Origin of the sequence: Aurantiacibacter marinus, assembly GCF_001021555.1 — a bacterium.
Taxonomy (GTDB): domain Bacteria; phylum Pseudomonadota; class Alphaproteobacteria; order Sphingomonadales; family Sphingomonadaceae; genus Alteraurantiacibacter; species Alteraurantiacibacter marinus.
This window is the reverse complement of the sequence record NZ_LDCP01000003.1, coordinates 1-25,070: the sequence shown is the minus strand read 5'-3', so window position 1 is coordinate 25,070 and position 25,070 is coordinate 1. Positions and strand designations below refer to the sequence as shown.

The 25,070-nt window shown below is 58.2% G+C and carries 16 protein-coding genes; 5 read left to right on the top strand and 11 right to left on the bottom strand.

What is annotated here, in order from left to right; all coding sequences use genetic code 11:
* Positions 1–39 precede the first annotated feature (39 nt).
* The gene (locus AB731_RS10165; protein WP_231638915.1) at positions 40–3,432 is read right to left on the bottom strand and encodes a TonB-dependent receptor; all 3,393 of its coding nucleotides are present in this window, start codon (positions 3,430–3,432) and stop codon (positions 40–42) included.
* A 163-nt stretch (positions 3,433–3,595) separates the two neighbouring features.
* On the opposite strand from AB731_RS10165, the gene AB731_RS10160 reads away from it, so the two are divergent.
* From AB731_RS10160 to AB731_RS10150, 3 genes are read left to right on the top strand one after another with little or no spacing between them, the layout of a single operon-like run.
* Positions 3,596–5,158, top strand: a complete 1,563-nt coding sequence (locus AB731_RS10160; protein ID WP_064971831.1) for a tryptophan halogenase family protein — start codon at positions 3,596–3,598, stop codon at positions 5,156–5,158.
* Positions 5,155–6,690: a tryptophan halogenase family protein gene (locus AB731_RS10155; protein ID WP_047094228.1), complete on the top strand. Its 1,536-nt coding sequence runs from the start codon at positions 5,155–5,157 to the stop codon at positions 6,688–6,690. Before AB731_RS10160 ends, AB731_RS10155 begins: the two co-directional genes overlap by 4 nt.
* On the top strand, positions 6,687–7,703 hold the full coding sequence (locus tag AB731_RS10150; protein ID WP_047094229.1) for a cupin-like domain-containing protein: 1,017 nt from the start codon (positions 6,687–6,689) through the stop codon (positions 7,701–7,703). The genes AB731_RS10155 and AB731_RS10150 overlap by 4 nt, the downstream gene beginning before the upstream one ends.
* Here the strand turns inward: AB731_RS10150 and AB731_RS10145 are convergent.
* From AB731_RS10145 to AB731_RS10135, 3 genes are read right to left on the bottom strand one after another with little or no spacing between them, the layout of a single operon-like run.
* On the bottom strand, positions 7,700–9,154 hold the full coding sequence (locus AB731_RS10145) for a tryptophan 7-halogenase (protein ID WP_269429536.1): 1,455 nt from the start codon (positions 9,152–9,154) through the stop codon (positions 7,700–7,702). The genes AB731_RS10150 and AB731_RS10145 overlap by 4 nt on opposite strands.
* 32 nt (positions 9,155–9,186) lie before the next feature.
* The gene (locus tag AB731_RS10140) at positions 9,187–10,710 is read right to left on the bottom strand and encodes a tryptophan halogenase family protein (protein ID WP_047094231.1); all 1,524 of its coding nucleotides are present in this window, start codon (positions 10,708–10,710) and stop codon (positions 9,187–9,189) included.
* A 50-nt stretch (positions 10,711–10,760) separates the two neighbouring features.
* On the bottom strand, positions 10,761–12,167 hold the full coding sequence (locus tag AB731_RS10135; RefSeq protein ID WP_047094307.1) for a sugar porter family MFS transporter: 1,407 nt from the start codon (positions 12,165–12,167) through the stop codon (positions 10,761–10,763).
* Between the two features lie 132 nt (positions 12,168–12,299).
* Between AB731_RS10135 and AB731_RS10130 the strand changes: the two genes are divergently transcribed.
* Entirely contained in the window at positions 12,300–13,856 is a 1,557-nt protein-coding gene (locus tag AB731_RS10130; protein ID WP_047094308.1) for an aldehyde dehydrogenase (NADP(+)), read from the top strand.
* Between the two features lie 31 nt (positions 13,857–13,887).
* Here the strand turns inward: AB731_RS10130 and AB731_RS10125 are convergent, their stop codons facing one another.
* Positions 13,888–14,424, bottom strand: a complete 537-nt coding sequence (locus AB731_RS10125) for a hypothetical protein (RefSeq protein ID WP_197076224.1) — start codon at positions 14,422–14,424, stop codon at positions 13,888–13,890.
* 282 nt (positions 14,425–14,706) lie between these two features.
* On the opposite strand from AB731_RS10125, the gene AB731_RS10120 reads away from it, so the two are divergent.
* Complete coding sequence (locus AB731_RS10120; RefSeq protein ID WP_052769044.1) at positions 14,707–15,771, top strand: transglutaminase-like cysteine peptidase; 1,065 nt, start codon at positions 14,707–14,709, stop codon at positions 15,769–15,771.
* Here the strand turns inward: AB731_RS10120 and AB731_RS10115 are convergent.
* From AB731_RS10115 to AB731_RS10090, 6 genes are all read right to left on the bottom strand, one after another.
* Positions 15,717–16,982, bottom strand: coding sequence for an HlyD family type I secretion periplasmic adaptor subunit (locus AB731_RS10115; protein ID WP_047094233.1), 1,266 nt, complete (start codon positions 16,980–16,982; stop codon positions 15,717–15,719). The two genes, AB731_RS10120 and AB731_RS10115, sit on opposite strands and share 55 nt — an antisense overlap.
* Positions 16,979–18,007 carry a cell wall hydrolase gene (locus AB731_RS10110; protein WP_047094234.1) on the bottom strand — a complete coding sequence of 343 codons (1,029 nt, stop codon included), beginning with the start codon at positions 18,005–18,007 and terminating at the stop codon, positions 16,979–16,981. The genes AB731_RS10115 and AB731_RS10110 overlap by 4 nt, the downstream gene beginning before the upstream one ends.
* A gap of 4 nt (positions 18,008–18,011) precedes the next feature.
* Positions 18,012–20,150 carry a type I secretion system permease/ATPase gene (locus AB731_RS10105; protein WP_047094235.1) on the bottom strand — a complete coding sequence of 713 codons (2,139 nt, stop codon included), beginning with the start codon at positions 20,148–20,150 and terminating at the stop codon, positions 18,012–18,014.
* A 24-nt stretch (positions 20,151–20,174) separates the two neighbouring features.
* Complete coding sequence (locus AB731_RS10100; RefSeq protein ID WP_052769045.1) at positions 20,175–21,575, bottom strand: TolC family protein; 1,401 nt, start codon at positions 21,573–21,575, stop codon at positions 20,175–20,177.
* A gap of 12 nt (positions 21,576–21,587) precedes the next feature.
* On the bottom strand, positions 21,588–22,217 hold the full coding sequence (locus AB731_RS13680) for an OmpA family protein (protein WP_052769046.1): 630 nt from the start codon (positions 22,215–22,217) through the stop codon (positions 21,588–21,590).
* Positions 22,218–22,337: 120 nt separating this feature from the next.
* A partial coding sequence (locus AB731_RS10090) for a beta strand repeat-containing protein (RefSeq protein WP_047310216.1) occupies positions 22,338–25,070 on the bottom strand: 2,733 nt, incomplete at its 5' end.

Here is a 25,070-nt window from a genome sequence, read left to right as displayed (position 1 = left end):
TGCCGGGCGGCCCTTTAAGGGAGATTTCTTGACGTACGGCTAGAAATTGGCGCGCAACACCAAGGCATACCGGCGATCGTTGATGAAATAGGACCGCGGTGCCAGGTCATCCGGATTGCCAGTGTAAGCCTGGGTTGTCCTTGTGACCTCGTTCAGCAGGTTAACCCCCTGCACGCCGACGCGGACACTTTCGCTCAAATTGACGAATAGCGATGCATCCAGTTGGCCCGTTGGCTCGTTGAAGATCGAGTAATACGGGAAGATTACATCTGTCGCCGTCAACAGGAAGCGCGATCGCCAATTATACGCGGCACGGGCCGAAATCGGACCGCGTTCGTAGAAGACAGTCGCATTCACATTGTGCCGCGACAGCTGCTCCAGCGGCAGATTGCCCGTGGGCACCGTGGACTCGCTCGGCAAATTGCCGCCATTCAGGAACGAGTTGGGAAGCCCCGAACTGTCGATGAAGGTATAGTTGGCGGCAACGCCCAAGCCGCCCAAAGGACCCGGAAGGAAATCATAGGTCTGCTGGTAGGCGATTTCGACACCCTGGATCTTGCCGTTCCCGTCGAAGTTGGCGGGGCCTCGTACAAGCACGTCTCTAGTGACGCCGTTATTGGTGATTTGCCGCGATGACAGATCCTGGAAGAAGAAGTCGGATATGTCCTTATAGAAACCGTTCACTGTCAGCGATCCGACTGGCGCAAAATACCATTCTGCCGTCAAATCGAACTGCCATGCAGTGGCAGGTCTGATGAAGGGGTTGCCAGCCTGCGCCGTCAGATTTCCGGACCCGTCGAGATTGAGATTCAGGAAGTTACGAATGAAACCGTTGTCCGGCCGCGTAAGCACCCGCGAGGCGGCAAACCGCAGGATCAGATCATTGGCAGGTTCCAGCCGCAGATTGAGACTTGGGAGCCAATAATCATAACTCGTCTCGGCAAGATTCTCGAACGTAGAGCCGTCGGCGAATTGTTGCAGCGCCTCGTAGTTGGCCTGCCCCAAATCGCAGACACCGCCAGGAGATGAAGGCGGAGTGCCGGTAGGCGCACCGGGAGGCACGGTCAGCGCGCAGCGGGTGCTGAACGGGTCAACGATGTTGAACTGCTGCCGCGAACCCACACCGATCTGGCCGGAGGAAGTCACATCTGTGGTTACATAACGCAGGCCCGCATTACCGGCGAAACGCATGCCGCCAAAGTCGTCTGACCCGAAGCGGACCATTGCATACGCAGCAATATCTTCCTGAGCGACCGGCTGAATGTCCGATGGCAGATAAGGTCCGCCATCAAGTGCGCCGCCACGTGCAGCAAGCGGCACCCAGCCAGCGTTTCCGCCATTCGCAACCCACTGATCATTAACCGAGCGTGCGAAATCGACCGAGCCCTGATAATTGCCCGTCAGATCGCCGCCATAATAGAACGCCCCCTGCGGCCCGGGTGCATCACCGCGGAAGAAGTTGGGGAAGTCATAATACTGTGACTGGTACGGGTTGGTATCGGCAAAGCTGACCGGGCTGTTACCAGCCCAGACCTCGCTGAGCACACCCCAGTTGTATGTTGTGTAACGTACTGTCTGGTCACGATCCTGATAACGCGCACCGACTTTCAGTTCACGCAGGAAGGAATCGTCTCCGAACTCATAGCCGAGGTCGGCCCGCAAGGCATATTGCTCGCCTTCTGAGTCTTCGATGTGATCCATCGCCGCACGCCAGAACTGGAAGCGCGGGTCGGAGAAATATTCCGCCTCGCTCACGTTGTTCAGCTCAGGCCGGCTCGCATTGGCCTGCTCCACGGTTGGACCGGCCCATGAATAAGCAAGAATGTTCGGCTTCCGCGGCGCTGCTATTGGCAGATCGCCAGTGAGATCAAGCTCCTGATCGGCAAAGTTGGCGCCGAAAATCGTGAAGTCCAGATTCTGCTTGCGAGATTCTGCGTACTGGAAGTCCAGCTCCAGATTCAGGCGTTCGGTCAGCTGGCTGCGAACATTCAGCCCCCAATCCTGATTGGTTGTCTCCTCGTCCACCTGACGGCGGGAAAGCTGCTGCTGGATCCCACCTATCGGTACGAAAGGTGATGAACCGGGATTGCCGCGCCAACCATCATTGGGATTGGTGATATAACCGGACTGGAACAAGCCATTTGCGTCATATTGGTAATCTGTAAATCCGCCCACAGGGCATTGCGCACGCGTGGTGCCGTCACCGAGCGAGCCATCTGGATTGACCAGGTTCGGACCATTCGCATTCTGCTGGCAACCAATTGGATAGGTGCCGTATTCGGCCAGATCCGGTGCCGTTTCGTAGGTGTACTCACCCCATTCCTGCGTTGCGTGCGAACGAATGAATTCCGCAGTAACAACAGTGCCGCCGCCCGGAGTTTCATACTGCGCAGCCAGGGCAAGCCCTGTCCGTCGCCGATCGAAGTCCTGCGTGCGGAATTGCGCACCAAGCGGTGCATAGCGAAGGTCTGCATAATCGGCGAAGCCGTCTGCACCTGCCGTGCCGGAATTGCCGCACGCGCTGTTGTTGGGCGGCAAGGTCAAGCTATCGGCTCCGCTGGGGAGCGGGTTGCGGCAAACCTGTGTCCCGCCAGCATTGGCCGCGTCCACCAGTGTCCCGTCACGCGTTTGGAAATTGGTGATCTGCAGGCCATCGGCGCGGGCGCGAACCTGCGAGTATGAAGCGCTTGCCAAAAGGCCGAACGTTCCGATTTCCGTTTCCCAGGTATTGCTGATGAGGCCTGAGAGAGTAGGCGTATATTCTTCGCTGAAATCGCCGTAATTGAGCTCGGCACTAAAGCCCATTTGCAGGCCGTAACGATCAAACGGCTTGCGGGTTACAAGGTTGACTGTGCCCGCCAGGCCGCCTTCGATAAGGTCTGCTGTCGCGTTCTTGCTGATGATGACGGAGCCGAGCAATTCGGCTGGCACATCTGCGAAGTTGAGTGCCTGCCCGCCAACACCTGCCACGAAGGCTGTGCGGCCGTTGAATTCCGACCGTACGTAGTTGAGGCCGCGCACAACAACACCGGAACCCTCGACAGAGAAGTGGTCAGGATCGTTGGAACCGGCAAAACGGTTGATTGCGACACCCGGTACGCGCTGCAAAGCTTCGGTCACGGACCGATCGGGAAGTGCACCAATATCTTCGGCGGTGATTGCATCCACCACCGTATCGGCGTCGCGCTTCAGGTTTTGGGCGCTTTCGAGCGACCGGCGGATCCCGCTGACGTAAATCGTATTGTCAGAATCAGGGTCCTGCTGGCCGGCTGCCTCGGTTTCGTCTGCCGACGAAGCATCCTGTGCCATTGCCGTCTGACTGGCAAGAACACCGCCCAGCACAGCCATGGATGCCCCAACCTTGAGCATATTCTTGATTGTGAATTCGCTGCCGGCATGACCGCCGAGTCTGTGAATTGTAGTCTTGGTCACCAGACCTTCCCTCCCATGTTAGCGCTACCATTATTGGGCATGACGCTTTTGAACTAATCCACATAAGCTTATTCCCGCGATTCTCCCTTGGCAAGTCCGCTGTTGAAAGATTGGTGAAGGTGCGGCATTTCTGCCGCGAGAGGAGTTTTTCGGCAACATGACGATGGACAAAGGTATCGTTAACATAAACGCGGTTGATCGCGTGGTCGTTGTTGGTGGGGGGACAGCAGGCTGGATGACAGCGGCGGCCATGTCCCGTTATTTCAACAACGGGCGACGCAAGGTCACGGTGGTCGAATCGGATGCCATTGGCACCGTGGGTGTGGGAGAAGCCACGATCCCGCCGATCAAAAACTTCAACGCGATGCTGGATATTCCGGAAAATGAATTTCTGAAGGCAACGCGCGGCACGTTCAAGCTGGGGATAGAATTCGTCAATTGGGGTCAGCAGGGCGACCGGTATTTCCATCCCTTCGGCACCTATGGGCAGGATCTTCATGGCATCCAGTTCCACCAATTGTTCTTGCGCGAGGCAGCGCGGGGGACTGCCGGCAGCATCTCCGACTATTCAATGAGCACGGTTGCTGCGGCTCTGGGCCGATTCGGTCGTCCTGCCCCCGGAGCGAAATCGCTTGTGTCGCAAATGGCCTACGCGTTTCATTTCGATGCGGGCCTTTACGCTGCCTATCTTCGCAAGATGGCAGAACAGCAGGGCGCGGGACGCGTGGAAGGCCGCATAGTGCAGGTCCACCGAAATGGCGAAAGCGGCGATGTTACATCAGTGGAACTTGAAAGCGGTGTGATTGTCGAAGGCGATCTGTTTGTCGATTGCTCCGGCTTTCGCGGGCTGCTGATTGAGGAGGCGCTGGAAACCGGTTATGAGGACTGGAGCCACTGGTTGCCAATGGATTCAGCGTTGGCCATGCCGACAGCAAATGTGGGTTCCCCCCCGCCCTTCACCCGCGCCACGGCCCATACGGCAGGCTGGCAATGGCGCATCCCGCTGCAACACCGCACCGGTAACGGACACGTGTTCTCCAGTGCATACATGCAGGCAGAGGAAGCGGAGCGGATCTTGCGCGATCATGTGGAGGGCGAACCTCTAGCCGACCCTCGCCTGCTGCGGTTCACTACCGGAATGCGCAAGAAAGCGTGGAATCACAATGTCATCTCGCTTGGCTTGTCAGCCGGCTTTATCGAGCCGCTTGAATCGACCAGCATTCATCTGATCCAGAACGGAATCGCCCGGCTGTTTGCGCTTTTCCCGGAAAAGGCGATCAGTCCGGTAGAGCGGGACGAATACAATCGGGGCATGCGCGAGCTGTACGAGGATGTGCGCGATTTTATCATTCTGCATTACAAGGCGACACAGCGCGGGGACTCTGAATTCTGGCGCTATGTCCGTGATATGGACGTGCCCGAAAGCCTGGCCCGCAAAATCGAACTGTGGCGGCTGCATGGCCGTATTTTTCGCGAGAACGCAGAGCTGTTTACGATGCCAAGCTGGACCGCCGTTATGCTGGGTCAGAACATCTGGCCCGAGCGATATGACCCCATCGCCGATACTCTGGACGAACAGCGCGTTGCCTCGGCCATGGCGCAAATGCGCGAAGGATATCGCGCAACAGCGCAGGCCTTGCCCAGCCAGGAGGAATTTCTCCGGCAATCCGGCGCGTGGTATGATGAGAAAAGCACAGTCGCCGCCATGCCCGGAGGCTTCCGATGAACGGTGATCCCATTCGCAAAATCGTGATCGTTGGCGGTGGCACTGCGGGTTGGATGGCCGCCGCTGCGATTTCAAAGATCATGGGCAACTTTCCAAGGCTGACGATCACGCTGGTCGAAAGCGAAGCCATCGGCACCGTCGGCGTTGGTGAAGCGACAATCCCGCAGATTGCCGCTTTCAACAAGCTGCTGGAACTGGATGAGCGCGAATTCGTGCGGGAGACTTGTGCAACGTACAAGCTGGGCATTGAATTCGTCGATTGGTTGCGCCCGAACCATTCCTATGTGCACCCTTTCGGTTCCTATGGGCTCGATATGCTGGGCATTGAATTCCACCATTTCTGGCTCCGCGCACGCACGCTTGGGCAAGACATTCCGCTGGACGATTTCTCGATTGCGGTCGCCGCCGGAAAGGCGGGCAAGTTCTTCTGGCCGCGCCCCGATCAGCCAAATTCGCCGCTTTCACGCCTGTCCTATGCTTTCCAGTTCGATGCCGGACGCTACGCCCGGTATTTGCGCAAAATCGCCGAGACGTGCGGCGTCCTGCGGGTCGAAGGCAAGGTCACGCAGGTTCTGCAGAATAGCGAAAATGGCCATGTCACTGCCGTCAAACTGGAAGACGGACAAAGCGTAGAAGGCGAGCTGTTTATCGATTGCTCCGGCTTTCGCTCGCTCTTGCTGGGCCAAACTCTGGGCATCGGTTTCACCGACTGGACGAAATGGCTGCCTTGCGACCGCGCGGTTGCCATCCCGTGCGAACTTGGCGGCAAGCGAGAGCCATTAACGCGGTCGACCGCGCGCCCGGCAGGCTGGCAATGGCGCATTCCGCTGCAGCACAGGATCGGCAACGGGCACGTCTATTCATCGGCGCATATGGAACCAGATGAGGCAACCGAGATGCTGCTCGCCAATCTGGATGGCACGCCGCTGGCAGAACCCAATCACCTGCGCTTCACCGCAGGCCACCGCGATAAGGCGTGGGACCGTAATGTGGTCGCGCTTGGATTGGCCGGAGGTTTTCTGGAACCCCTGGAATCGACCGCAATCCACCTCGTGCAGTCCGGCATAGCCCGCTTAATGAGCCTGTTCCCCACAACAGCCTTCGCGCAAAAAGAGATCGACAGATACAACCGTGAAACCGCATCCGATTACGCTGACATCAGGGATTTCCTGCTGCTGCATTATATGGCGAGCGAGCGGAACGATTCTGAATTCTGGCGATATTGCCGCGCACTCGATCCACCCGACGCGTTGAAAGAAAAGCTGGAGATGTTCCGCAGCTCTGGCCGCGTAATCCGTGAGCATAACGAACTGTTTACCGAAACAAGCTGGCTATCGGTTATGGTCGGCCAGGGCATTGATCCACAAGGATATCACCCGGTCGCCGGAATGCTGGACGAGGAGGAAACGCGCCGCCGCGTGTCGCATATCCGGGACGTCATTCAAACCACTGTCGGGCAAATGCCTACTCAGGAGGAGTTCCTTGCACAAAACGGCGCAGCCATTCCTGCATCCGAGCGCCTGAACGCATGACCACCCTTCCACCGCCCGTTGCGATCGAGGATTTCGAAGGCCCAGTCACGCCCAAAGCCTTTGCAGCGCTCCGGGAACAAGGGCGGCCTGCGATCTTGCGCGGACTTGTGGCGGATTGGCCAGCAGTCGGGATGGCCAACCAGGGCGACGCAGAAATTATCGGATACATGACGCGAGAACGCGTTCCCCGGCCCGTTGCTGCCATTGCAACCAAGCCTGGAGCGCACGGACGCTTCTTCTACAACGATGACGTCAGCGGTCTGAACTTCGTCAAGGGTACGGGCCATCTGGAAATGTTCCTCGCCGATCTGCTGAAGGCGCGCGATATGCCTGATGCGCCCGGTCTGGCAGTGCAGTCCGAAAATATCGCCGAAATCATGCCCGCATTCGCGCGGGAGAACCGGCTTGACCTGCTCCCGTCGGTGCCGCCGCGTATCTGGATCGGTAATCGTATCCGTGTCGCCCCACATTATGATGTGAAAGAAAATATCGCGTGCTGCGTTGCCGGGCGCAGGCGCTTCACGCTTTTCCCGCCTAACCAGATCGCCAATCTCTATCCTGGTCCGTTTGAACTTACGCCAGCGGGAACGCCTGTCAGCATGGTTGATCCATTGGCACCGGACCTCGCCAAATATCCAAGATTTGCGGATGCATGGCAAAGCGCGCAGCAGGCTGTGCTCGAACCGGGCGATGCGATCTACATTCCTTATTGCTGGTGGCACGGCGTGGAATCACTGGAGCCGGTCAGCATTCTGGTGAATTACTGGTGGAACGACGAAGAGCCGGAAGGCATCGCGGGCCCCTACGATGCGTTGCTGCACGCGATTGCTGCCTATCGCCATTTGCCGCCAGTCAAACGCGACGTCTGGCGGGGCATGCTGGATTATTATGTGTTTGAAGACAATGGCGATCCAGCCGCGCATCTGCCGCCCCACGCAAAAGGCATCCTCGGCCCGCCCGAACCCGGGCTGTTTGCGAAGATGCTCGGGATGATCCGTGGTGCGCTGGGTTAGCGGGGCGGCCCTGCCTGCTGCAATACAGCGCCCATGAAATCGGCATATGGCGGAGCGAACTGCAAGGCCGCCTGAGCTTTGGCTGAAAAAGCGCGCCCGGCTTCGTCCGCCTCGCGCTGCCCCGTTGAACGAGACTGCGGGGTGATACCGCGCACAAAGCCCAGTGCACCCAGCAAAGCCATATACTCCTGACCCAACAACGGGGCCTCTTCCCAGAACGGCAAGCGCCCTCTCCGTGTAAACTGATCTATGGCCAAGGAAAGCCGGTCTGACCGGCGCATTTTGCCAAATACATTGGTCGCCTGCGGGGCCGCGTAATGCATGCCGAGTGTATCGCGAACGGCATCCATCATCAGCCCGGAGCGGCGGTTGTATTCGCGCCTTTCAAGCGGTTCGATCTGGCGTCCCGGCAACATTTCCAGCAGCAGGCCTAGCTGGCGGTGAGCAAGGTCAAGATTGAGGAAGCCGAGCGGTTCGAAGCGCGCCGCTGCGTCCCCCAAGGCTACGACATTGCCGGCCCACGGTTCGACCACGCGCCCCGGCATAAGCGGGATTGATGCGATTGCGGCTCCTCCCAAAGCCTGCACTGCTGCATTGTCACTGACCTGTCCGGACGAGCCAAGCGTCACCTGCAGCCCGTCGCGTCCGGCAAACTCGCACAGCCAGCCTTCGGGAAGCATCGTGAAACGGTCTTCCAGCGCCAGCATCGCCAGTCCCGGCTGGGCGACAATTATACGGCGAAGGGGCAGATAATTGCCCCAATCCTGCTGCTCCGTCTGCCGCAAGGCCGCCAGAAGGCGTGCGCCAGTGCCGCTGCAATCTATGAACAGATCAGCCTCCAGCCTGCCTGCTCCGGCAATCTGGATGGCGGCGATGCCACCTGCATCGTCGGGCGCTATTGTGGCGATGTCGCCTTGCACATGATCCACGCCAAGCTGCCGGGCCAAGCCAATCAGCAAGTCTCGGTAAGCAGGCGGATTCCAGCGCAAGGCGTAATCCACATCGTCCACCGGGCTGGGCTGATTGCCCGGCGGAACGCAGAACCGCCCGGCCTCCGCCAGCAATTGCGCCAGCGAACCCGCCGACGTATTCTCGCCGCCTGAATTCTTCGACCCGCCACCCCAATCATTGGCAAAGCGCGTCATCAGCGCATGCTCCAAAGTTGCGCCGTATGGCACAGCACCGTGCTGCGCCTGCCCATCCGATTGCGGCGCACCCCAGCCGATCATATGCGCGATAAGGCGGTGGCTTGCGCCAGCTTTCAGCAGGAGGGATTCTTCTGTGATGCCAAGCCGGTCATGCAGGCGATTGGTGAACGGCAACGCAGTAGCGGCGTGGTCGGCAAAAGCTGCGGGGTCCGGAGCCACTGCCACCACAATCACCTGACACGCTGGCAAGGCGCGTTTCACGCCTATCGCAGCCAACACGCCAGTTTGACCGGCGCCAACCACAACAACGCGCCGCAAGGGTTCGCGGGCCGCGCTCACATCTGTTCTGCCAGCCGCGCGCTTTCTGCGCGAAGGTAATCGACGTGACCGGGCATGCTGTCCACATGTGCTGAGATGGCCTGCTGTAACCGGTCCAGTGCGGCTTTGACCCGCGCCGGGTCAGCCATGGCTGCGCGCGCGTCATGCGTTTCCGGAAAAACGCCCTGCCCCAGATATACCGCAATCCAACTCGCGTCGTAGAACAACCCGTCGGAATATTTCTCAATCCGGCCAGCTTTCCGCCAAAGCTCCATCTTTTCGGACAGACTGTCAGGCACGGTCATTGTGCGCACATGGTTCCAGAAGTCGGAATCATCGCGGGTGGTCGCGTGATAATGCAGGATCAGGAAATCACGCACCCGGTCATATTCCATATCAACCAGCCGGTTGAATTCATCGCGGTCGCGCGGGTCAATCTCGCCGCCTTCCGGGAACAGTTCGATCAGATATGTGATCGCCATCTGCGCCAGGTATATGGATGTCGATTCCAGCGGTTCGAGAAAGCCGCTGGCAAGGCCGACGCCTATCACGTTGTGGCTCCACGAACGTGATCTGCGACCGGGCCGGAAGCGCAGGATGCGGGGCTCTGCCAGTGGTTCTCCTTCGGCAGCATTCCGAATGGCATCGCAGGCATCAGCTTCGCTGAGGAAGGCGCTGGAGAATACATAACCATTGCCCATGCGATGTTGCAGCGGGATTTGCCAGCGCCAGCCGGCGGGCATCGCAGTTGCTGTGGTGTAGGGCCTGATGTCAGGCGTGAAATGGGTACAGGGCATGGCCGCTGCACGATCGCACGGCAGCCAATGCGTCCAGTCTTCCCAGTCCTCCTCCAGCTCCTGTCCCAGAAGGATAGAGCGGAAACCGGAGCAGTCGACAAACAGATCCCCTTCGATCCGCCGCCCGTCTTCCAGCAACAGAGCTGTGACATTGCCCGTTTCAGCATCACGTTCAACCCGGGTAACACGCCCTTCATGGCGGGTAACGCCCAAACCGGTTCCAAAATCGCGCATGAACGGGCCAAACAGCGTCGCATCGAACTGGTAAGCGTAGCCATAAGTGGATGCGAGTGAGGTATCCTGTGCTGGCGGAGCAAAGCGATTGGCCTTTGCGGCTGCAACCGCAAGAGAGAATTGCCCTAATTCTGCGGCAAGACCTTGCCGCTGCAATTCCAGCCACCAATGATGAAACCCCACGCCAGCCACTTCTTCACCAAAGCTGCCAAACGGGTGGATATAGCTTGTCCCGATCGCGCCGAAATCGCGGAAGTCGATACCCAGCTTGTAGGTAGCATGGGTGGCCTTCATGAACGCGGCTTCGTCTATGCCCAGCCGTTCCACAAAGCCGCGAATGTGCGGCAAGGTCGCCTCCCCCACGCCAACGATGCCGATATCTTCGCTTTCGACCAGATCAACGCTCGCCAGATCGGGCAGCAGTTTTGCCAGACCTGCGGCAGTCATCCAACCAGCCGTACCGCCTCCAAGGACGACCACACGGCAGCGTTTCTGGTCGGGTTGCGGCATCCTCAGACCCGGTTAAACCAGTGGAACAGAAGCGACAAACAGCGGCTGCATCAGCCTTCCATATCCTCCAGCTCGCGGCCCTTGGTTTCACGAACCATGAGCCATACAAAGATCACGGAAATGGCCGCGCTGAGAGCGTAGAAGCCGTAAGCGCCCGTTAGCCCGATGGTCCCCAGCATGATCGGGAAGGTCATCGTGATCCCGAAATTGGCAGTCCATTGGGCGAACCCGCTGACCGCCAGGCCAGACCCGCGGATCTGGTTGGGGAACATTTCCCCCAGCATGACCCACATGACCGGGCCCCAGCTGAAGTTGAACAGCGCGACATAGGCATTGGCCGCAACCAGAGCGATCACGCCCGCTCCGTCAGACAGCACAAGCTGGCCATCGACCAGCGAACCGCTCATGAAAGCGAAAGCCATCGCGGCCAGCGTCACCGCCATGCCGATGGAACCGATCATCAGCAGCGGCTTGCGGCCGATACGGTCGATCAGCGCGATAGCTGCGAGACATGCTGCAATAGAGATCGTTCCGCTGAGTATATTGATCTTCAAGGCGTCCGCTTCGCTGAAGCCGACCGCCTGCCACAGCACAGCGCCGTAGTAGAAGACCACGTTGATACCGACGAGCTGCTGGAACACCGCCAGTCCAATTCCAACCCAAACGATACGGCGCAGACGGCCACTGCCGTTGTCAATCAAGTCCGACAATCGCGGCGCATGGTCATTGGCGATCGAAGTTTCGATTTCAGTGACCTTGCGGTCTGCAAAAGCTTTGCCGAACAATCTTTCAAGCACCCGGTTTGCATCATTGATGCGGCCTTTGGTGACCAAAAAACGAGGGCTTTCCGGAATAGCCAGCAGCGCCACCAAGAAGATCGTCGCCGGGATCAGTTCCATCCAGAACATCCAGCGCCAGGCTTCGTAGCCCAGCCAAGCTGCATCCACAGATGATCCGGCATATTGTGCCAGCAGATAGTTGGACAGGAAAGCAGCCGTCAGCCCGATGATAATCATCACCTGCTGGATGCTTGAAAGCCGCCCGCGCATATGTGCAGGTGTGACTTCGCTGATGTAAGCTGGCGCCAGCACGCTTGCCGCGCCAACCGCAAGGCCGCCGATAATGCGGTAGATCACAAACTCGGCAGAGCTTCCGGCAATACCGGAACCGAACGCACTGATAATGAAGAACGCAGCGGCGATCAGCAGCGTGTTCTTGCGGCCCAAGACATCGGACAATCGGCCCGCAACGAAGGCGCCGACAGCGCAGCCCAGCAACATGGACGCCACATTGAAGCCTGTGCCCACATCGTCGGAATCAAAGGCGATGCGCAATCCATCGACTGTTCCGTTGATAACACCACTGTCAAACCCGAACAGAAATCCGCCGATCGTGGCTACTGCCACGATGGCGGTGATCAGCGCCATATTGGTGCTGCCGTCCTCGACTGCCTGCATCTTGTCCATCACTCTCTCCCGCCAACCCGCTTGCATCGCGGCTCTTGTATGGTAGCGCTACCTATGATGGAATTCTGCGGTAAAGCAAGCAGGCTTTTTCCGCGCTACACAGATCAAGAAGGACTCTACACTATGCTCGATGGAACCAATTTTGTGGCCGGTGAACGGCGCAGCGGCAAGACAATCTTTCGTGCCAGGGAAGCTGCGACAGGATTGGAAATCGCACCTGACTTTCATGAAGCAGATGCAAATGACATCGCTGATGCCTGCGCTGCTGCCGCTGACGCGCAACGCGCTTTCGCCAGTCTACCGCTTTCTCAACGCGCCACCTTCATGCGCCTTGTCGCCGACAAGATCGATGCGCTGGGGGATGATCTGACCCAGCGTGCCATGCGTGAATCGGGCCTTCCCGAAGCCCGCCTGAATGGCGAGCGCGGGCGTACGGTAGGCCAGCTGCGCTTGTTCGCGGATGAGGTGGAGCATGGTTCATGGCAACGGTTGCGAATCGACCATGCCGATGCAAGCCGCACACCGCCCAAGCCTGATCTGCGCCTGCGCATGGTTCCGCTTGGCCCCGTTGCGGTCTTCGGGGCCAGCAACTTCCCCCTCGCTTTTTCCGTGGCTGGCGGCGACACGGCAGCGGCATTTGCGGCAGGCTGCTGCGTTGTTGTTAAAGGCCATCCAGCCCATCCCGGCACATCCGAGCTCGTCGCCGGAGCGATCTGTGCAGCCGTGGCAGAATGCGGACTGCCTGCAGGCGTATTCTCGCTGCTCAACGGTACGTCGAACGATCTCGGCGCTGCTCTGGTCAGTGATCCGCACATTGCAGCTGTCGGCTTTACAGGATCGCGTAGCGGAGGTCTCGCCTTGATGAAAATCGCGGCCGAGCGGCCTGTTCCAATCCCGGTCTATGCTGAAATGAGCAGCGTCAACCCGGTAGTATTGATGCCGGCGCGGTTGGCGGAGGGGGCAGAAGAACTGGCCAGATCCTACGTCGGTTCGCTATCGATGGGCGCAGGCCAGTTCTGCACCAACCCGGGAATTGTGCTGGCCGTAGAGAGCCCTGCGCTCGGCCAATTTCTTGATGAAGTCGCCAAATCACTTGGCACTGTGCCTGCCCAGACAATGCTGACCTCCGGCATTGCATCGTCCTTCGGTGAAGGGGTTGATCGGCTCAGCACCTTGCCCGGCGCCAGGCTGCTTGGATCTGGCAAGGAAGGTTCCACCGCTTGCGGCCGCGCGCAGGTTTACACGGTCGACGGCGAAAGTTTTGCCGCGAACGAGGCGTATTCGAACGAGATTTTCGGTCCAGTATCCATCATCGTCACGTGCAAATCCATGGAACAGGTCAAGGCGATTCTGGCCGGGATGGAAGGACAGCTTACTGCAACCTTGCACATGAATAGCGATGACCACGCAGAAGCGGCGAAATTGTTGCCCGCGCTTGAACAGATAGCCGGAAGGATCATCGCCAACAGCTGGCCGACCGGAGTCGATGTGACGCATGCTATGGTGCATGGCGGACCCTTCCCTGCCACATCCGATGGCCGGAGCACCTCCGTTGGCACCTTGGCCATCGACCGCTTTCTTCGCCCTGTTTCATATCAGGATATGCCACAGGGTCTTCTGCCTTCCGCACTTCGCGATGCAAGTTCGGGGAGCATACGCCGTATCAACGGGCAATATTGAATGGATCGGCCTACGCCTGAAAATGTGCGACCTACAGATTAATGGCGAGCGTATCCCTGACCGGATCATAACTGATGTCGATCCCGCTGGTGCGCAAAGTGTCAAAGGCCACGTAGTCGCCGTCTACATTCAGCCGTTCATAAAGTGCATTCGGCAGCAATTGGCTGAGATCTGCAGAAGACAGGTGGAGCTGGGAGTTCTGATCGATCGACACGTTCAGGACGCCTGCCGGCCTGCCGTTCAGATTGACCGGTTTGTTGACCTCAAGATCGCCTGATTGCGCGCCTTGCACCCCCAGATCATAATCGACGTTCAGCAAACGGCGGCCGGCAACGAAAACGAAAGCGTCATCATTCGCGACTGATGCACCGGACTGGCCGCCGGAGCCGGCATCTGCGCCGACTTCATTGTCTGCCAATGTTTCATCAACCGCGTCATCAAGGCTGCCTTGCAAAACAGCGTCCGCAGGAGTGGAGATCGCAAAATGTGGTCCCCGCGCAAGCGGGATGTCCACCAGGCGATAGTGCTGCACATAGGCCATTTCGGACGAATTTCGCTGGCCAGCCAAATATCCGCCGAACAACGGTAAGAGGACAAAAGCTGCCAAAAACGCGCAAACGGGCCACCAGTGTGGCAGTTTTTTGAAATAGGGAGATTTTATCGCCAGTAATGCCAATGAACCTACCCCCCTTCTTGACGAAAAGATAAGCACTCCGAAGCGCTTCTGGCAAGACACATGCGTGGCAAAGGATCTCTAAGCACTTGTTAACAGGCAATTTCGTAATGGCTACTTTGCCGTTAACCAATTCCAGCGACGGGACTTTATCGAGTCGCAGGCCATCTGGCCGCCATGAACTCGAGCAGGAAAGCAAAGCTGCGCCACGCCATTTCGCTGCCCAAGCTGCTGCTTGGTGCATGCGCATCGGCCTGTCTGCTGCCTTCGACTGCCCAGGCCCTGGACATACCCAATCCCATGGCTTCCGCCCATGCCAGTCCTTATTCCTGCCCGGTGCGCGCCTTTGTGCCCGCTGCACCGGCAAGCGCGCCCAGTACTGCAGCCACTGCCAAATCTGCCGCAATTCTTGGTGGACAGCCCAGCGCGCTGGACCTGATCCGGCAGCAACAGTCCGGGCTGGACGCTGCCGCTGAGCAGGCACCCGCTGCATTCCCTGCTTTGCACCGGTCTTTGGCAATTGCGGGCGCATGTCAGCTAAATCTTGCGTCAATCGAAGTGCCTACAATCACACCCTCCAGTCCGGTTCGAACCGGTAGCGGAACTGCAGTGGTAAGGCCGATTGTGGCTGCTGGCGCATCGGCCGATAACTTTCTCGGCAGTGCGCGTGTACGGATCAGGCGGACGCCGTTTACAGATGACTGGCAGCGCGTTTCGTCACAGGAACTTTCCGGCGGGCGTGTAAACAGATTGCTCGGGGCCGGTGGTACCGTCAGCACAGAGACTCTGTCGCAAGTGAACCGCTGGGCCAATCAGCGCATCGAATATGCCGATGACAATACAACATATGGCGCACGCGACTATTGGGCGACAGCTGAAGAGACCCTGGCTATCGGGCGCGGTGACTGCGAGGATTATGCGATCCTGAAGTACCAGATACTGCAAGCGCTCGGCTTCGATGAGAGCCAGATGTATCTGACCCTTGCACGCGATCTCGTGCGCAACGCCGATCATGCAGTGCTGATTGTCCGTGTCGGCCAGCAACATTATTTGCTGGATAACGCGACGGATGTCTTGCTGCCCGCGAATATTTCCTACGATTACCGCGCAACGATGAGCTTCAACAGCGAGTCTGCCTGGCTACACGGGTATGCGCAGCGTCCCGGTGCGCAGCCGCGCCAGATTGCCTACCGTTCCGACAGCGCGGTATCCAGCGCCCTGGTCACCGGCCTCAACAGATAGGCAAGGATGCTTTTTGCTCCTGTGATGATCTCCACATCGGTGATCATGCCGGGAACAATGGGAAACTGCTGGCCATCTTTTTCGATAAAGCTGCGGTCCGTTTGGATAAGGACGCGGTAATACGCTTCCCGCTCCACTTCATCATAAATGCTGTCGGCGGAAACTTCGACAACGCTGCCAGCCAAGCCGCCATAGGTCGCGAAATCATAGGCGGTTACCTTGACGTTGGCTGGATCTCCCACCGCGACAAATCCGATATCGCGCGGGCTTATTCGCGCTTCGACAAGAAGCCGATCACCGATTGGCACAACTTGCATGATGGTTTCACCGGCGCTGACGAAGCCGCCTTCTGTCGTGACCTGAAGATTGTTCACGATCCCGGTCGTCGGTGAACGCAGTTCATTGCGGTCCTGCCGAGCTGCTGCGCCGCGTATGCTTTCATCATTCACCGCGATCCGCGTTTCGACTTCGCTTCGCTCGTCGAGTGCCTGCTGCCGGAAATCAAGGCGAGACGCCTGCAAATCCGCCTGCGCTTCGCGGATCGAGGCTGAAGCGCGCGCGGCGGCCTGACGGGATGCAGACAGCCTTCCACGCACATCGACCAGTTCTCTTTGGGCGGTCAGCAGTTCTGTCTGCGGGACAATGCCCTGCGCCGCGAGCGGGGCCAGCATGTCGACCTGCTGCTGAGCCAATTGCACGCTTTCTACCAGCGAACTTGCGGTCGCCTCCGCTTCACGCAAATCACGGCGGCGCTGATCGACGGCCGCGGCAAGCGCGGCCTCACGGCTGCGCGCTGTGGCCAGGCGCGCGCGCTGCAGCCGCTGTTCCTCGGCGCAGACAGATCCAGGCGCGCATCCCATGGCAGAGCCCTGCGCTTCGCCTTCAAGGCGCTGTGCACGAACTGAAAGCCGCGCATTCTCCGCTTCCAACTGGCCCAGCTCCGATGCCGCCATACTGTCATCAAGTCGGACAAGGACCTGTCCCTGCTCAACCCGTTCACCGCTGCGCACAAGAATATCTGCAATAACTGCAGGTTCGGATGGCTGGACCAATTGAGCCTGGCTGGAAGGAATTACCTTGCCCTGTCCGCGAGTAACCTCATCCACCTGGGCGAAGCTGGCCCATGTCAACAACAGCAACAGCGCTGCTGCACATACGGCGATCAGCTTCCGGTTGGCATCCCAACCCGTGACGCGGTCAGACAAACTCATGGTAATGTCGTCCCGTCTTGTGTTGGTGTTGCAGCAAGGCCGCTTTGCTCTTGCAGCGCAGCGCGATAGCCGCTGCTGGCAGTTGCCGGATCCGGTATTGTGAGAGTCCAGCCTTGGGACGGGTCCATTCGGCCGCCAACATCATTGTCTGCGCGGCGGTCGGTCCTGTCAGTTGGGTCGCGCCGAAGATGAGGCTGCGGAACAAACTCCTCTGCGATCTCCACCATCTCCTCGTCCACTGCGGCAAAGCGCGCAGGATTATAGGATGGGCGAAATTCACGGCCAATCCAGCGAGACGCAAAATTGGTTGCCCGGCCAGACCTGCCCGGCATCCGGTAGAAGATGTGGCGCCCCTCGACATGGACCTTCTCAAGCCGGTAGGCCCAATATGGCAGAACGTAATCGGCGTGATAATGCGTTGCGGTACCTACCGCTTCATCGACATATCCTGACAGCGCCGCCTGCGCGACATCTCGCGATTGCCGCCACAGGTTTGCAAGAGGCCTGCGGGCAAGCGAGCCATCGCAGGTGTAACTGAATTGGCAGACCGGATCGGCATATCCCTGGTAAATTACGCCGCAGACCGAAGATGGATAGGCCGGATGTGTCACGCGGTTGAGAATGACCTGTGCCACCCCGCGTTTTCCCGCCACACTTTCATTCGCCGCTTCGTAATAGATTGCCTCTGTCAGACAGTTCAGCGCCGTAGAGTAGCTGGGCGAGCCTGAAGCAATGCTGCGAAATGGTGCCATCTTGTCTGTCAAACGCGCGGCAAAGGGAATGTCCGCATTGCGTGTCTGCGCGCTCTTTGCATCTTCTTCCAGCAGGGCATCGCCCTGAACCGTGAATTGCGCAAGCTCCCGCTCCAGAGAGGCAGGTGTATCCATCGCTGCAGCCTGCTCCGCTTCGGGCAACATCGAAGAGATGCTTGGCACTGCCAGAATGATCAGAGTAGCCCCGGCAGCAATCAACCGGAAGGCGCGGGAAGGCGTTTTGGCAAAATGGGAGAAGAAGGGGACGGTCATGGCTTCAGCCTGCCCCCTTCGGAAGGCTTTGCAGGATCTGCGCCTTGGGACCATCAGCGACGATGCGCCCGTTGTTCATTACGATGATGCGGTCGCAAATATCGAACAGAGCAGGCCTGTGCGTCGCTACGACCAGTGATTGTTTCGGCCCGATCGCTTTGCGCAAGTTATCGACCAGCATACTTTCCGTATTGGAATCCATCGCCCCGGTGGGTTCATCAAGATACAGCAATTCAAACGGCGTTACGAAAGCACGTGACAATGCAAGGAAGGCGCGCTGGCCGCCTGAAAGCATCCGGCCTTGCTCACCTACTTCGCGGTCGAAGCCGGCGGCGTCACGGGCAAGAAATGTGTCAGCGCCGGTTTTGCTCAGGGCCGAGATGACGTTTTCGTCCGAAGCGCCGGGCGCGCCAAGGGCAATATTTTCCCGCACGCTGCCCGTAAAGAGGTTGGCATCCTGCCCCACAAAACGGAATGCCCTGCGCATTTCCGACGGGCGGAATTGGCGGCTGTCGATGCCCTCGATTGTCATCGCGCCATCGGTCGGCGGATAAAGACCGCACAACACACGCCCCAAAGTAGATTTGCCGGAGGCGACGCGGCCAACAATTGCGATCCGCTCACCCGGTTCAATGGTGAGGTTGAGACCCTCAAGCGAATTCACCGGGCTATCGGGATAAGCGAACGACAGGTTTTCAAGAGCGATACGATATCCATCTGTTCGCGCTTGAGGCAGCGACATGCTGCCGTTTTGCCGCTCGTCATCGCCTTCAAAAAGTTGCTCAATTGAATCGAGTGCCTCGCGGGCCTGACGCCCCCGCGTCAGAAGGAAGGCGATCTGCCCGGCCGGGGCAAGGGACCGCGATGCCAGCATAACAATTGCGATAATCGCGCCCATCGTGATTTCGCCTGCCGCGAACAGATAATATCCGCCGACTACCAGTGAAACGCTTGATATCTGCTGGAAGGACGCAGCCAGCGCAACGGCGGTCGAGGAAATGCGGCGGAGACGAAGCTGCGAGTTGCTGCCCACCTGCGACAGTCCGTGCCATTTGCCCAGCAAACGACGTTCGCCCGAAACACTTTTCAGCGTTTCCATACCGGCGATGGATTCGACCAGAACAGTTTGTTGCAGTCCCAGATCTGCCTGCGCATCGCGCGCTGCGTCAGTCACTTTTCGTTGCAATATAAGGCCCGCGATCGCCATCAGGATCATCGCGACCACCGGCACCAGCGCCAGCCATTTCGCGATATATGCGATAACAGCGATGAACAGCACGAGGAATGCCAGGTCGACCATCAGCACAATCGTGGTGGATGCGAAGAAGTCGCGCACCAGAGCATACTCGCCAACTCTCGCCGCTAACGCGCCGGTGCTGCCGCGCCTCCCGCTCATCGGCGTGGAAATCACGCGCGAGAACAGTTTCTGCGACAATCGCAGGTCCAGTTTCCGGCCGATTTGATCAACGACATTCGTGCGCGCCGTACGCAGCATGAATTCCATGGTGAAGGCCAGGATCACACCCGACGCGAGCACCCAGAGCGATGCCTCTGCGCGGTTCGGGATTACCCGGTCATAAACATTCATCGAAAAGATCGGCAGCGATAGCGCCAGTGAATTGATCAGCAGCGACGCCACCAGCACAGGCCGGAATGCCTTGCGCTCCTTGCGCAGTTCCGACCAGAACCAATGATGCCTGCCCTTCGTATGCCAGGGTGCATCCTTTTCCCGCAAGCGATCAGGATTGGCGATGACGGTAATCAGTTCGCCGTCATACTCGCCGTTTATAGTGGCAATCGGCTGCCAGACCGGCTCACTCGCTGTTGCCGGGAACACCAGCACATCCGATCCGGAAATCTCCAGAACCGGCAGTGCGATGCCCCCTTCCATACGGGCGATGGCAGGATAGGATTCAGGCGCACGCGGCAGTTTCCCGCCGGTTGCGCTTTCGTAATTCATCCCCGCCAGATCCAGCGCCGGGCCCGACTGGTGAAAAGGCAGCATCCCCGCTTCATCGCGCGGAAGCGTGTCAAAAAGTGCGCTGGGATCCGACAGACCAAAATGCGCAGAGAGGCGCGTCATTGCCAGTATCAGCGTGTCTTTTTCAGCTGACCCGGAGATTTCTCCTGAATGATACACCATGCGCTCCCGGTGGGACGCTACCGCCTAACGCGGATAGCGTCGCCTCTGCAATTCGGCAGGCACCGATGGGCCGTAGTCGAACCGCTCACGCTCTTCCATGCCGGCACCCGCACCGGGAGCAAGCTGAAGCGCGTCAAGGAATTGATTGGTAGCAGCCAATACTTGATATTGCGCAAAGATTTCCGAGAAACGGGAGGTTTCCCGGCGCACTTGTGTGTTGAAGCGCGTGTTTTGCGCGTCCAGCACATCAAGCAGCGATCGGCGCCCGATGTTAAACTGGCTGCGATATGAAAGCAGCAGATCATCGCTCACTTGCGATTGCCGCTCCAGCGCCGCACCAACAGCTTCTTGCGTGGTCATCGCCGTCCAGGCGTTCGCGACGTCTTCTTCAGCTTCACGAACGCGGTCGTGCAAGCGGTAACGCGCTTCGCTGGACCGGCGGACCATTTCCTGCACCTGTGCGGCACGGCGACCGCCGTCGAACAATTGCCAGCGGATGTAAACACGGGCCTGCAAATCATTGGTTTCGCCTTGGAAGCCATCGATATCGTCACCAATACGCCCGCGCGCATCAACACCGATTTCGGGTGCGAGTTCACCGCGAGCGGACATCACCATGGCATTCGCCGCATCGACATCTGCCTGCGCTTCACGCACCAGTGGATTGGCAATGCGGGCAGCGCCGATGGCAGCTTCCTGGCTCTGCGGCATAAGGGCCGGGAAGGAAGGCGGCAGATTCACACGCGTGATATCCAGGCCGGTCAGACGGCGCAGTGATGTGCGTGCGTTCTGCAGATCTTCCTGAGCCTCTGCCAGAAGCACCAGAGCAGCCTGCAACCGTTCTTCAGCCTGCTGCAGATCGGCCACGCTGATGGAACCGCTGTCTACACCTTCAGACAAGCTTGTTGTCATTTGCTGATGGAAAACCACGTTGTCCGTCGCCGCTGCAACAATGCGTTCCTGCAGCAACCCGTTCAGATATTGGCGTGACACCTGCAATGCGATGAATTCCGACCGTTCGACAACGCGCAAGGATGCGCCGTCCACACGGGCTGCCTGGCGCAGCAATTCGCCGCGACGACGCCCGAAGTCCACAACGGTCCAATCCGCTCTTACCTGCGCTTCAAGCGGGTTGAGCCAGTCATCGGAGATACCGAGCGTACGCCGCGTGGTGTTTTCAAGCCTGCGCACGCCTGCAGAGGCTTCTACGTCAATTGTTGGGAAATACAGCGATTGTGCCTGCTCCCTTTCGAATTGAATGGCCTCGGTATTCATTTGCGCCTGAATGATTTCCGGATTCGAGGTGATTGCGGTTTCAATCGCGTCACGCATCGAAATTGCGCCGCCGTCGGACTGCGCCATGGCCATCGGTGAACATGTCGTCAGGGCGACTGCGATTGTGATCTTGCTCAGAGCGTTCATCATATCATCCCCCTCTTATTCAGCTGAAATTTCGACGCGCCGGTTCTGCGGGCTGCGCGTGCCGTCGGGTAGCGGTACGCGAGGATTGCTTTCCCCTTGGGCACCGACTTCGATCTGAACATTCCCGATATTGCGCCCCCGCAACGCCGCGACAACCGCGTCAGCACGTGCGCGCGAAAGCGGAAGGTTATATGCATCGCTGCCCGCCTGATCGGTATGGCCGACCACCGAGAATGAAGTCCAACCACAAACCGTGACGTTCTGCGCGACGGTGTTTAGCGTCGAGGCCGCATCAGGCCGAATATTGGCGGAGTCGAAATCAAAGAAGACCATCCCGACAATATCATCGTCACACTGGTCCGGTCGGCGCTGTGGCGGTTGTGGTGGCGGGATCATCGTGACAGGCGGAGCCATCGGAGTTTCGTTCATACGATCATAAGCGCGCGCGCAATTGCTGATACTGGTTTGATCGCGGGTTGATGATTCCATGAACCCGAGTGCGATGGCGCATTGAACCTTGGTTTCCAGTGCCCAAAGATAGCGCGGATCATTCGCCGCGATATAACTATCGTCCAACGAAGCGGCGAGACCTGCATCGTATCGCGTGGTCAATTCTCCGGTAAGCGCCGAATCATTGAGCGCCATTAGATCTGCATAATCCTGAGATTGCGCATTTGCAGGAAGACTAACGCCCCCTGCGACTGCAGCAGCTAATACAAACATCGAACATGATAGTTTCATGTTACTTCCCCCCAAGAGTCCCCGTTAACCATGTAATACAGCAAGATCACTGCTGTCGTCCATCGCAATTTCATTTACATTCAGACTCATAGACATCGCCTGTCCATTTATGTTTATGGATAGCAGATCAAACAGTTGAGCAGCATGCCCTTCGGCAAACTCAACCCGCATGTCATCTGGACCGCCGGTAAACTGCTCGATCAACGAGTCGATAGCCTTTCCTGCAAGCGCATCGGAAACCGCATCTTGCGCGATATCGCTTATTGCGAATGCCGGATTACCGGCCGGCGAAGAACCCTCGCCTTCTCCAAGGATGAGCAGGGCCTCCATCATGCCCATTCCATCAGCTATGTCAGCGCCGGTGGCGAAGGCCGCGTCGGAAACTGCTCCGGTGCTACCATCTGCCATTGTAAAGCTGGCGCTGCCAGAGATGGTGACATCCCCGTCAGCATCCACATATCCCAAAGCGTCGGAGATCAGACTGATCGACGTGATGCCCGCGTCAGAAAGAGAAACAAACTCGCCTTCATCGGCAATCGCGTCGAGGTTGCTATCCAGCCAGACACCAAATCCCGAATAGGCGGGATCATTCGCATCGAGGACACCGTCGCTATTCGCATCGAAGCGCGCCGCGACCGCTTGAAGGTCGGTCAAACCATTTCCGCCAAAAGCGAATTCGGATGCATCAGAAACCAAACCATCGCTGTTGTAATCGAAGGCCAGGATGGCGCTGCCTGCCGCAACCCAGGCAGTTTGTGTCTTCACGCCGTCACCATTGTAATCATAGGCGATGCCGGAAGAGAGCGGTATGAACATATTGCCGCCGCCATCGAGATCGAGCACGATGGGCGGAACTTCAACAATACCATCAGCGTCGAATTCGATATTGATGGCGTCGGTAACGATGACAACATCGCCATCGCCGTCCACGATTTGCAAATCGAAATCCGCAAACAGATCCGTACCCTGTTGGGATATTTCGATCGTCAGCTGAGACAGCGAGAATTTGCCATCAGTTCCGCTGGCTGAACCCCTGACATTGTCGATTTCAATGGCCGTATAACCGTTTACTGTGTTCGTCAGGATGGACCAGCTAGCAGGCAAATCATTGATGGTTACGCCGTCCGCCGCTGTCGCACCGAATGTTACATCGACGTTGGAAGTACCGACGTTGGTGGCGCTTGCAGACACTTCGGCGACCAGATTGCCAAGACTGTCATAGATTTCCACCGAGGTGATTTGCTGCGCGACATCGTCACCAGCTGGATCTGCACTGCCGCTGTCTGTCTCGGGAACGGTGGGATTAGGATCGAGCAATGCGACGATCTTGACACCGGCAGTGGTACCGTTCGAGATCTGGTCGATCGTAAATTTGAAGCCATTGATGACCTCAAGGCTTGTGGTCGAGAAGGTATCATCCGAACTGCCGCCACCATTGGGGAAGTAGGTGAAATCACCGAAATCGAACCGAATGCCATCGGGGAAACCGATGAACTGGCTGCCTGCAGCAATATCGTCTGAGTCGCTGTTGACAGTTGTTGCAGTTCCACGCGGTGTCACAGCCAATTCAGTGCTCCCGCTCGTGGCAGAATCGATCAGCTTGAATGGCGGATTACCCGCAGTCCCGCCAGACAGATTGCTAAACGAGAAGCCTGATCCGTTGTCGAGCGGAGCAGTACCCATTTGGACAGTGTAAGTACTCGCTCCCTGTTGCAGGGCTACGGTAAACACCACGTCACCTGTGCTTGTTCCCGCGCGGGCCTCAAGGGTCTGCCCCCCATTGGTCAGAACAAGAACAATCGGATCGCCACTAGATGTCAGGGGCGTTCCGCCACTGCTGGACAGGGTGGTCACACCGCTCGTGATATTGGCGAAACTGACCGAACCCGGACCATCGGCTCCGAAATTGTCGAAAATATTGTCGTCGATATCAAGGTGGAGAGGCCCTGCAGCAACCGCACCTGATTTGTTGAAAATGAATGCCGCGTCGGGAGCAAACGCAAACGGAACATCGTCCACGATCGTTACCGCAATCGTCCCTTCAAACGTATTCCCGTCGGCATCCGTCACCCGGTACCCAAAGCTCTCGCCTGCAGGGCTCTCCGCATTCTCGCCGTTGTTGGTATCCGGGCTCGTCGTGAACGCTGTGTCCAGCGTGTACGTGTAACTGCCGTCCGCATTCAGAACCAACGTACCGTAATCACCATCGCCGTCCGCATTCGCACCGATCAGCTCAAAGGTATACGGACCCGTCCCACCAGATGGCGTGATCGAACCATCGAAAATCTCGCTGTCCGTACCGGCATTGCTGCCAGCAGGAGGACCCGCAAGACCATCCTCGTCAACCAGAACCTCATCGTCCGCTGCCGTCACCGTCACATTCGTAACATCAATCGTCAGCGTCGCAGTCGAACGGTCCCCGTCCTCATCCTCGATCGTGTACTCAAACACATCTTCCAGGACCGCTCCATCAGTGATGTCAGCATTCGCCGCATACGTGTAACTGCCGTCCACATTCAGCGTCAGCGTCCCGTACTCACCCGACAATACATAATTGCTCAAACCATCCGCAGAGGTATCCAGCGTTCCCTGGTTCACACTCGCAATGCCGATCACAGCCCCGACCGATCCGTAACCGTCCGCGCCAGATACATCCGTCCCGAACCCGTCATCATCGCTCAGGACATTGCCGCTCACATCAGCGCCTTCGCCAACCGTGTTCTCATTCGCCGTCGCAAACGGAACATCGTCCACGAT

Coding starts and splice junctions, on each gene's coding strand:
- AB731_RS10135 (WP_047094307.1), bottom strand. CDS start 12,167: ATGCAGGCAGTCGAGGACGGCAGCACCAATATGGCGCTGATCACCGCC.
- AB731_RS13680 (WP_052769046.1), bottom strand. CDS start 22,217: ATGGCGCTCAATGATTCGGCGCTTACCGGAGAATTGACCACGCGATAC.
- AB731_RS10150 (WP_047094229.1), top strand. CDS start 6,687: ATGACCACCCTTCCACCGCCCGTTGCGATCGAGGATTTCGAAGGCCCA.
- AB731_RS10130 (WP_047094308.1), top strand. CDS start 12,300: ATGCTCGATGGAACCAATTTTGTGGCCGGTGAACGGCGCAGCGGCAAG.
- AB731_RS10120 (WP_052769044.1), top strand. CDS start 14,707: ATGAACTCGAGCAGGAAAGCAAAGCTGCGCCACGCCATTTCGCTGCCC.
- AB731_RS10160 (WP_064971831.1), top strand. CDS start 3,596: ATGGACAAAGGTATCGTTAACATAAACGCGGTTGATCGCGTGGTCGTT.
- AB731_RS10100 (WP_052769045.1), bottom strand. CDS start 21,575: ATGATGAACGCTCTGAGCAAGATCACAATCGCAGTCGCCCTGACGACA.
- AB731_RS10115 (WP_047094233.1), bottom strand. CDS start 16,982: ATGAGTTTGTCTGACCGCGTCACGGGTTGGGATGCCAACCGGAAGCTG.
- AB731_RS10105 (WP_047094235.1), bottom strand. CDS start 20,150: ATGGTGTATCATTCAGGAGAAATCTCCGGGTCAGCTGAAAAAGACACG.
- AB731_RS10140 (WP_047094231.1), bottom strand. CDS start 10,710: ATGCCGCAACCCGACCAGAAACGCTGCCGTGTGGTCGTCCTTGGAGGC.
- AB731_RS10155 (WP_047094228.1), top strand. CDS start 5,155: ATGAACGGTGATCCCATTCGCAAAATCGTGATCGTTGGCGGTGGCACT.
- AB731_RS10110 (WP_047094234.1), bottom strand. CDS start 18,007: ATGACCGTCCCCTTCTTCTCCCATTTTGCCAAAACGCCTTCCCGCGCC.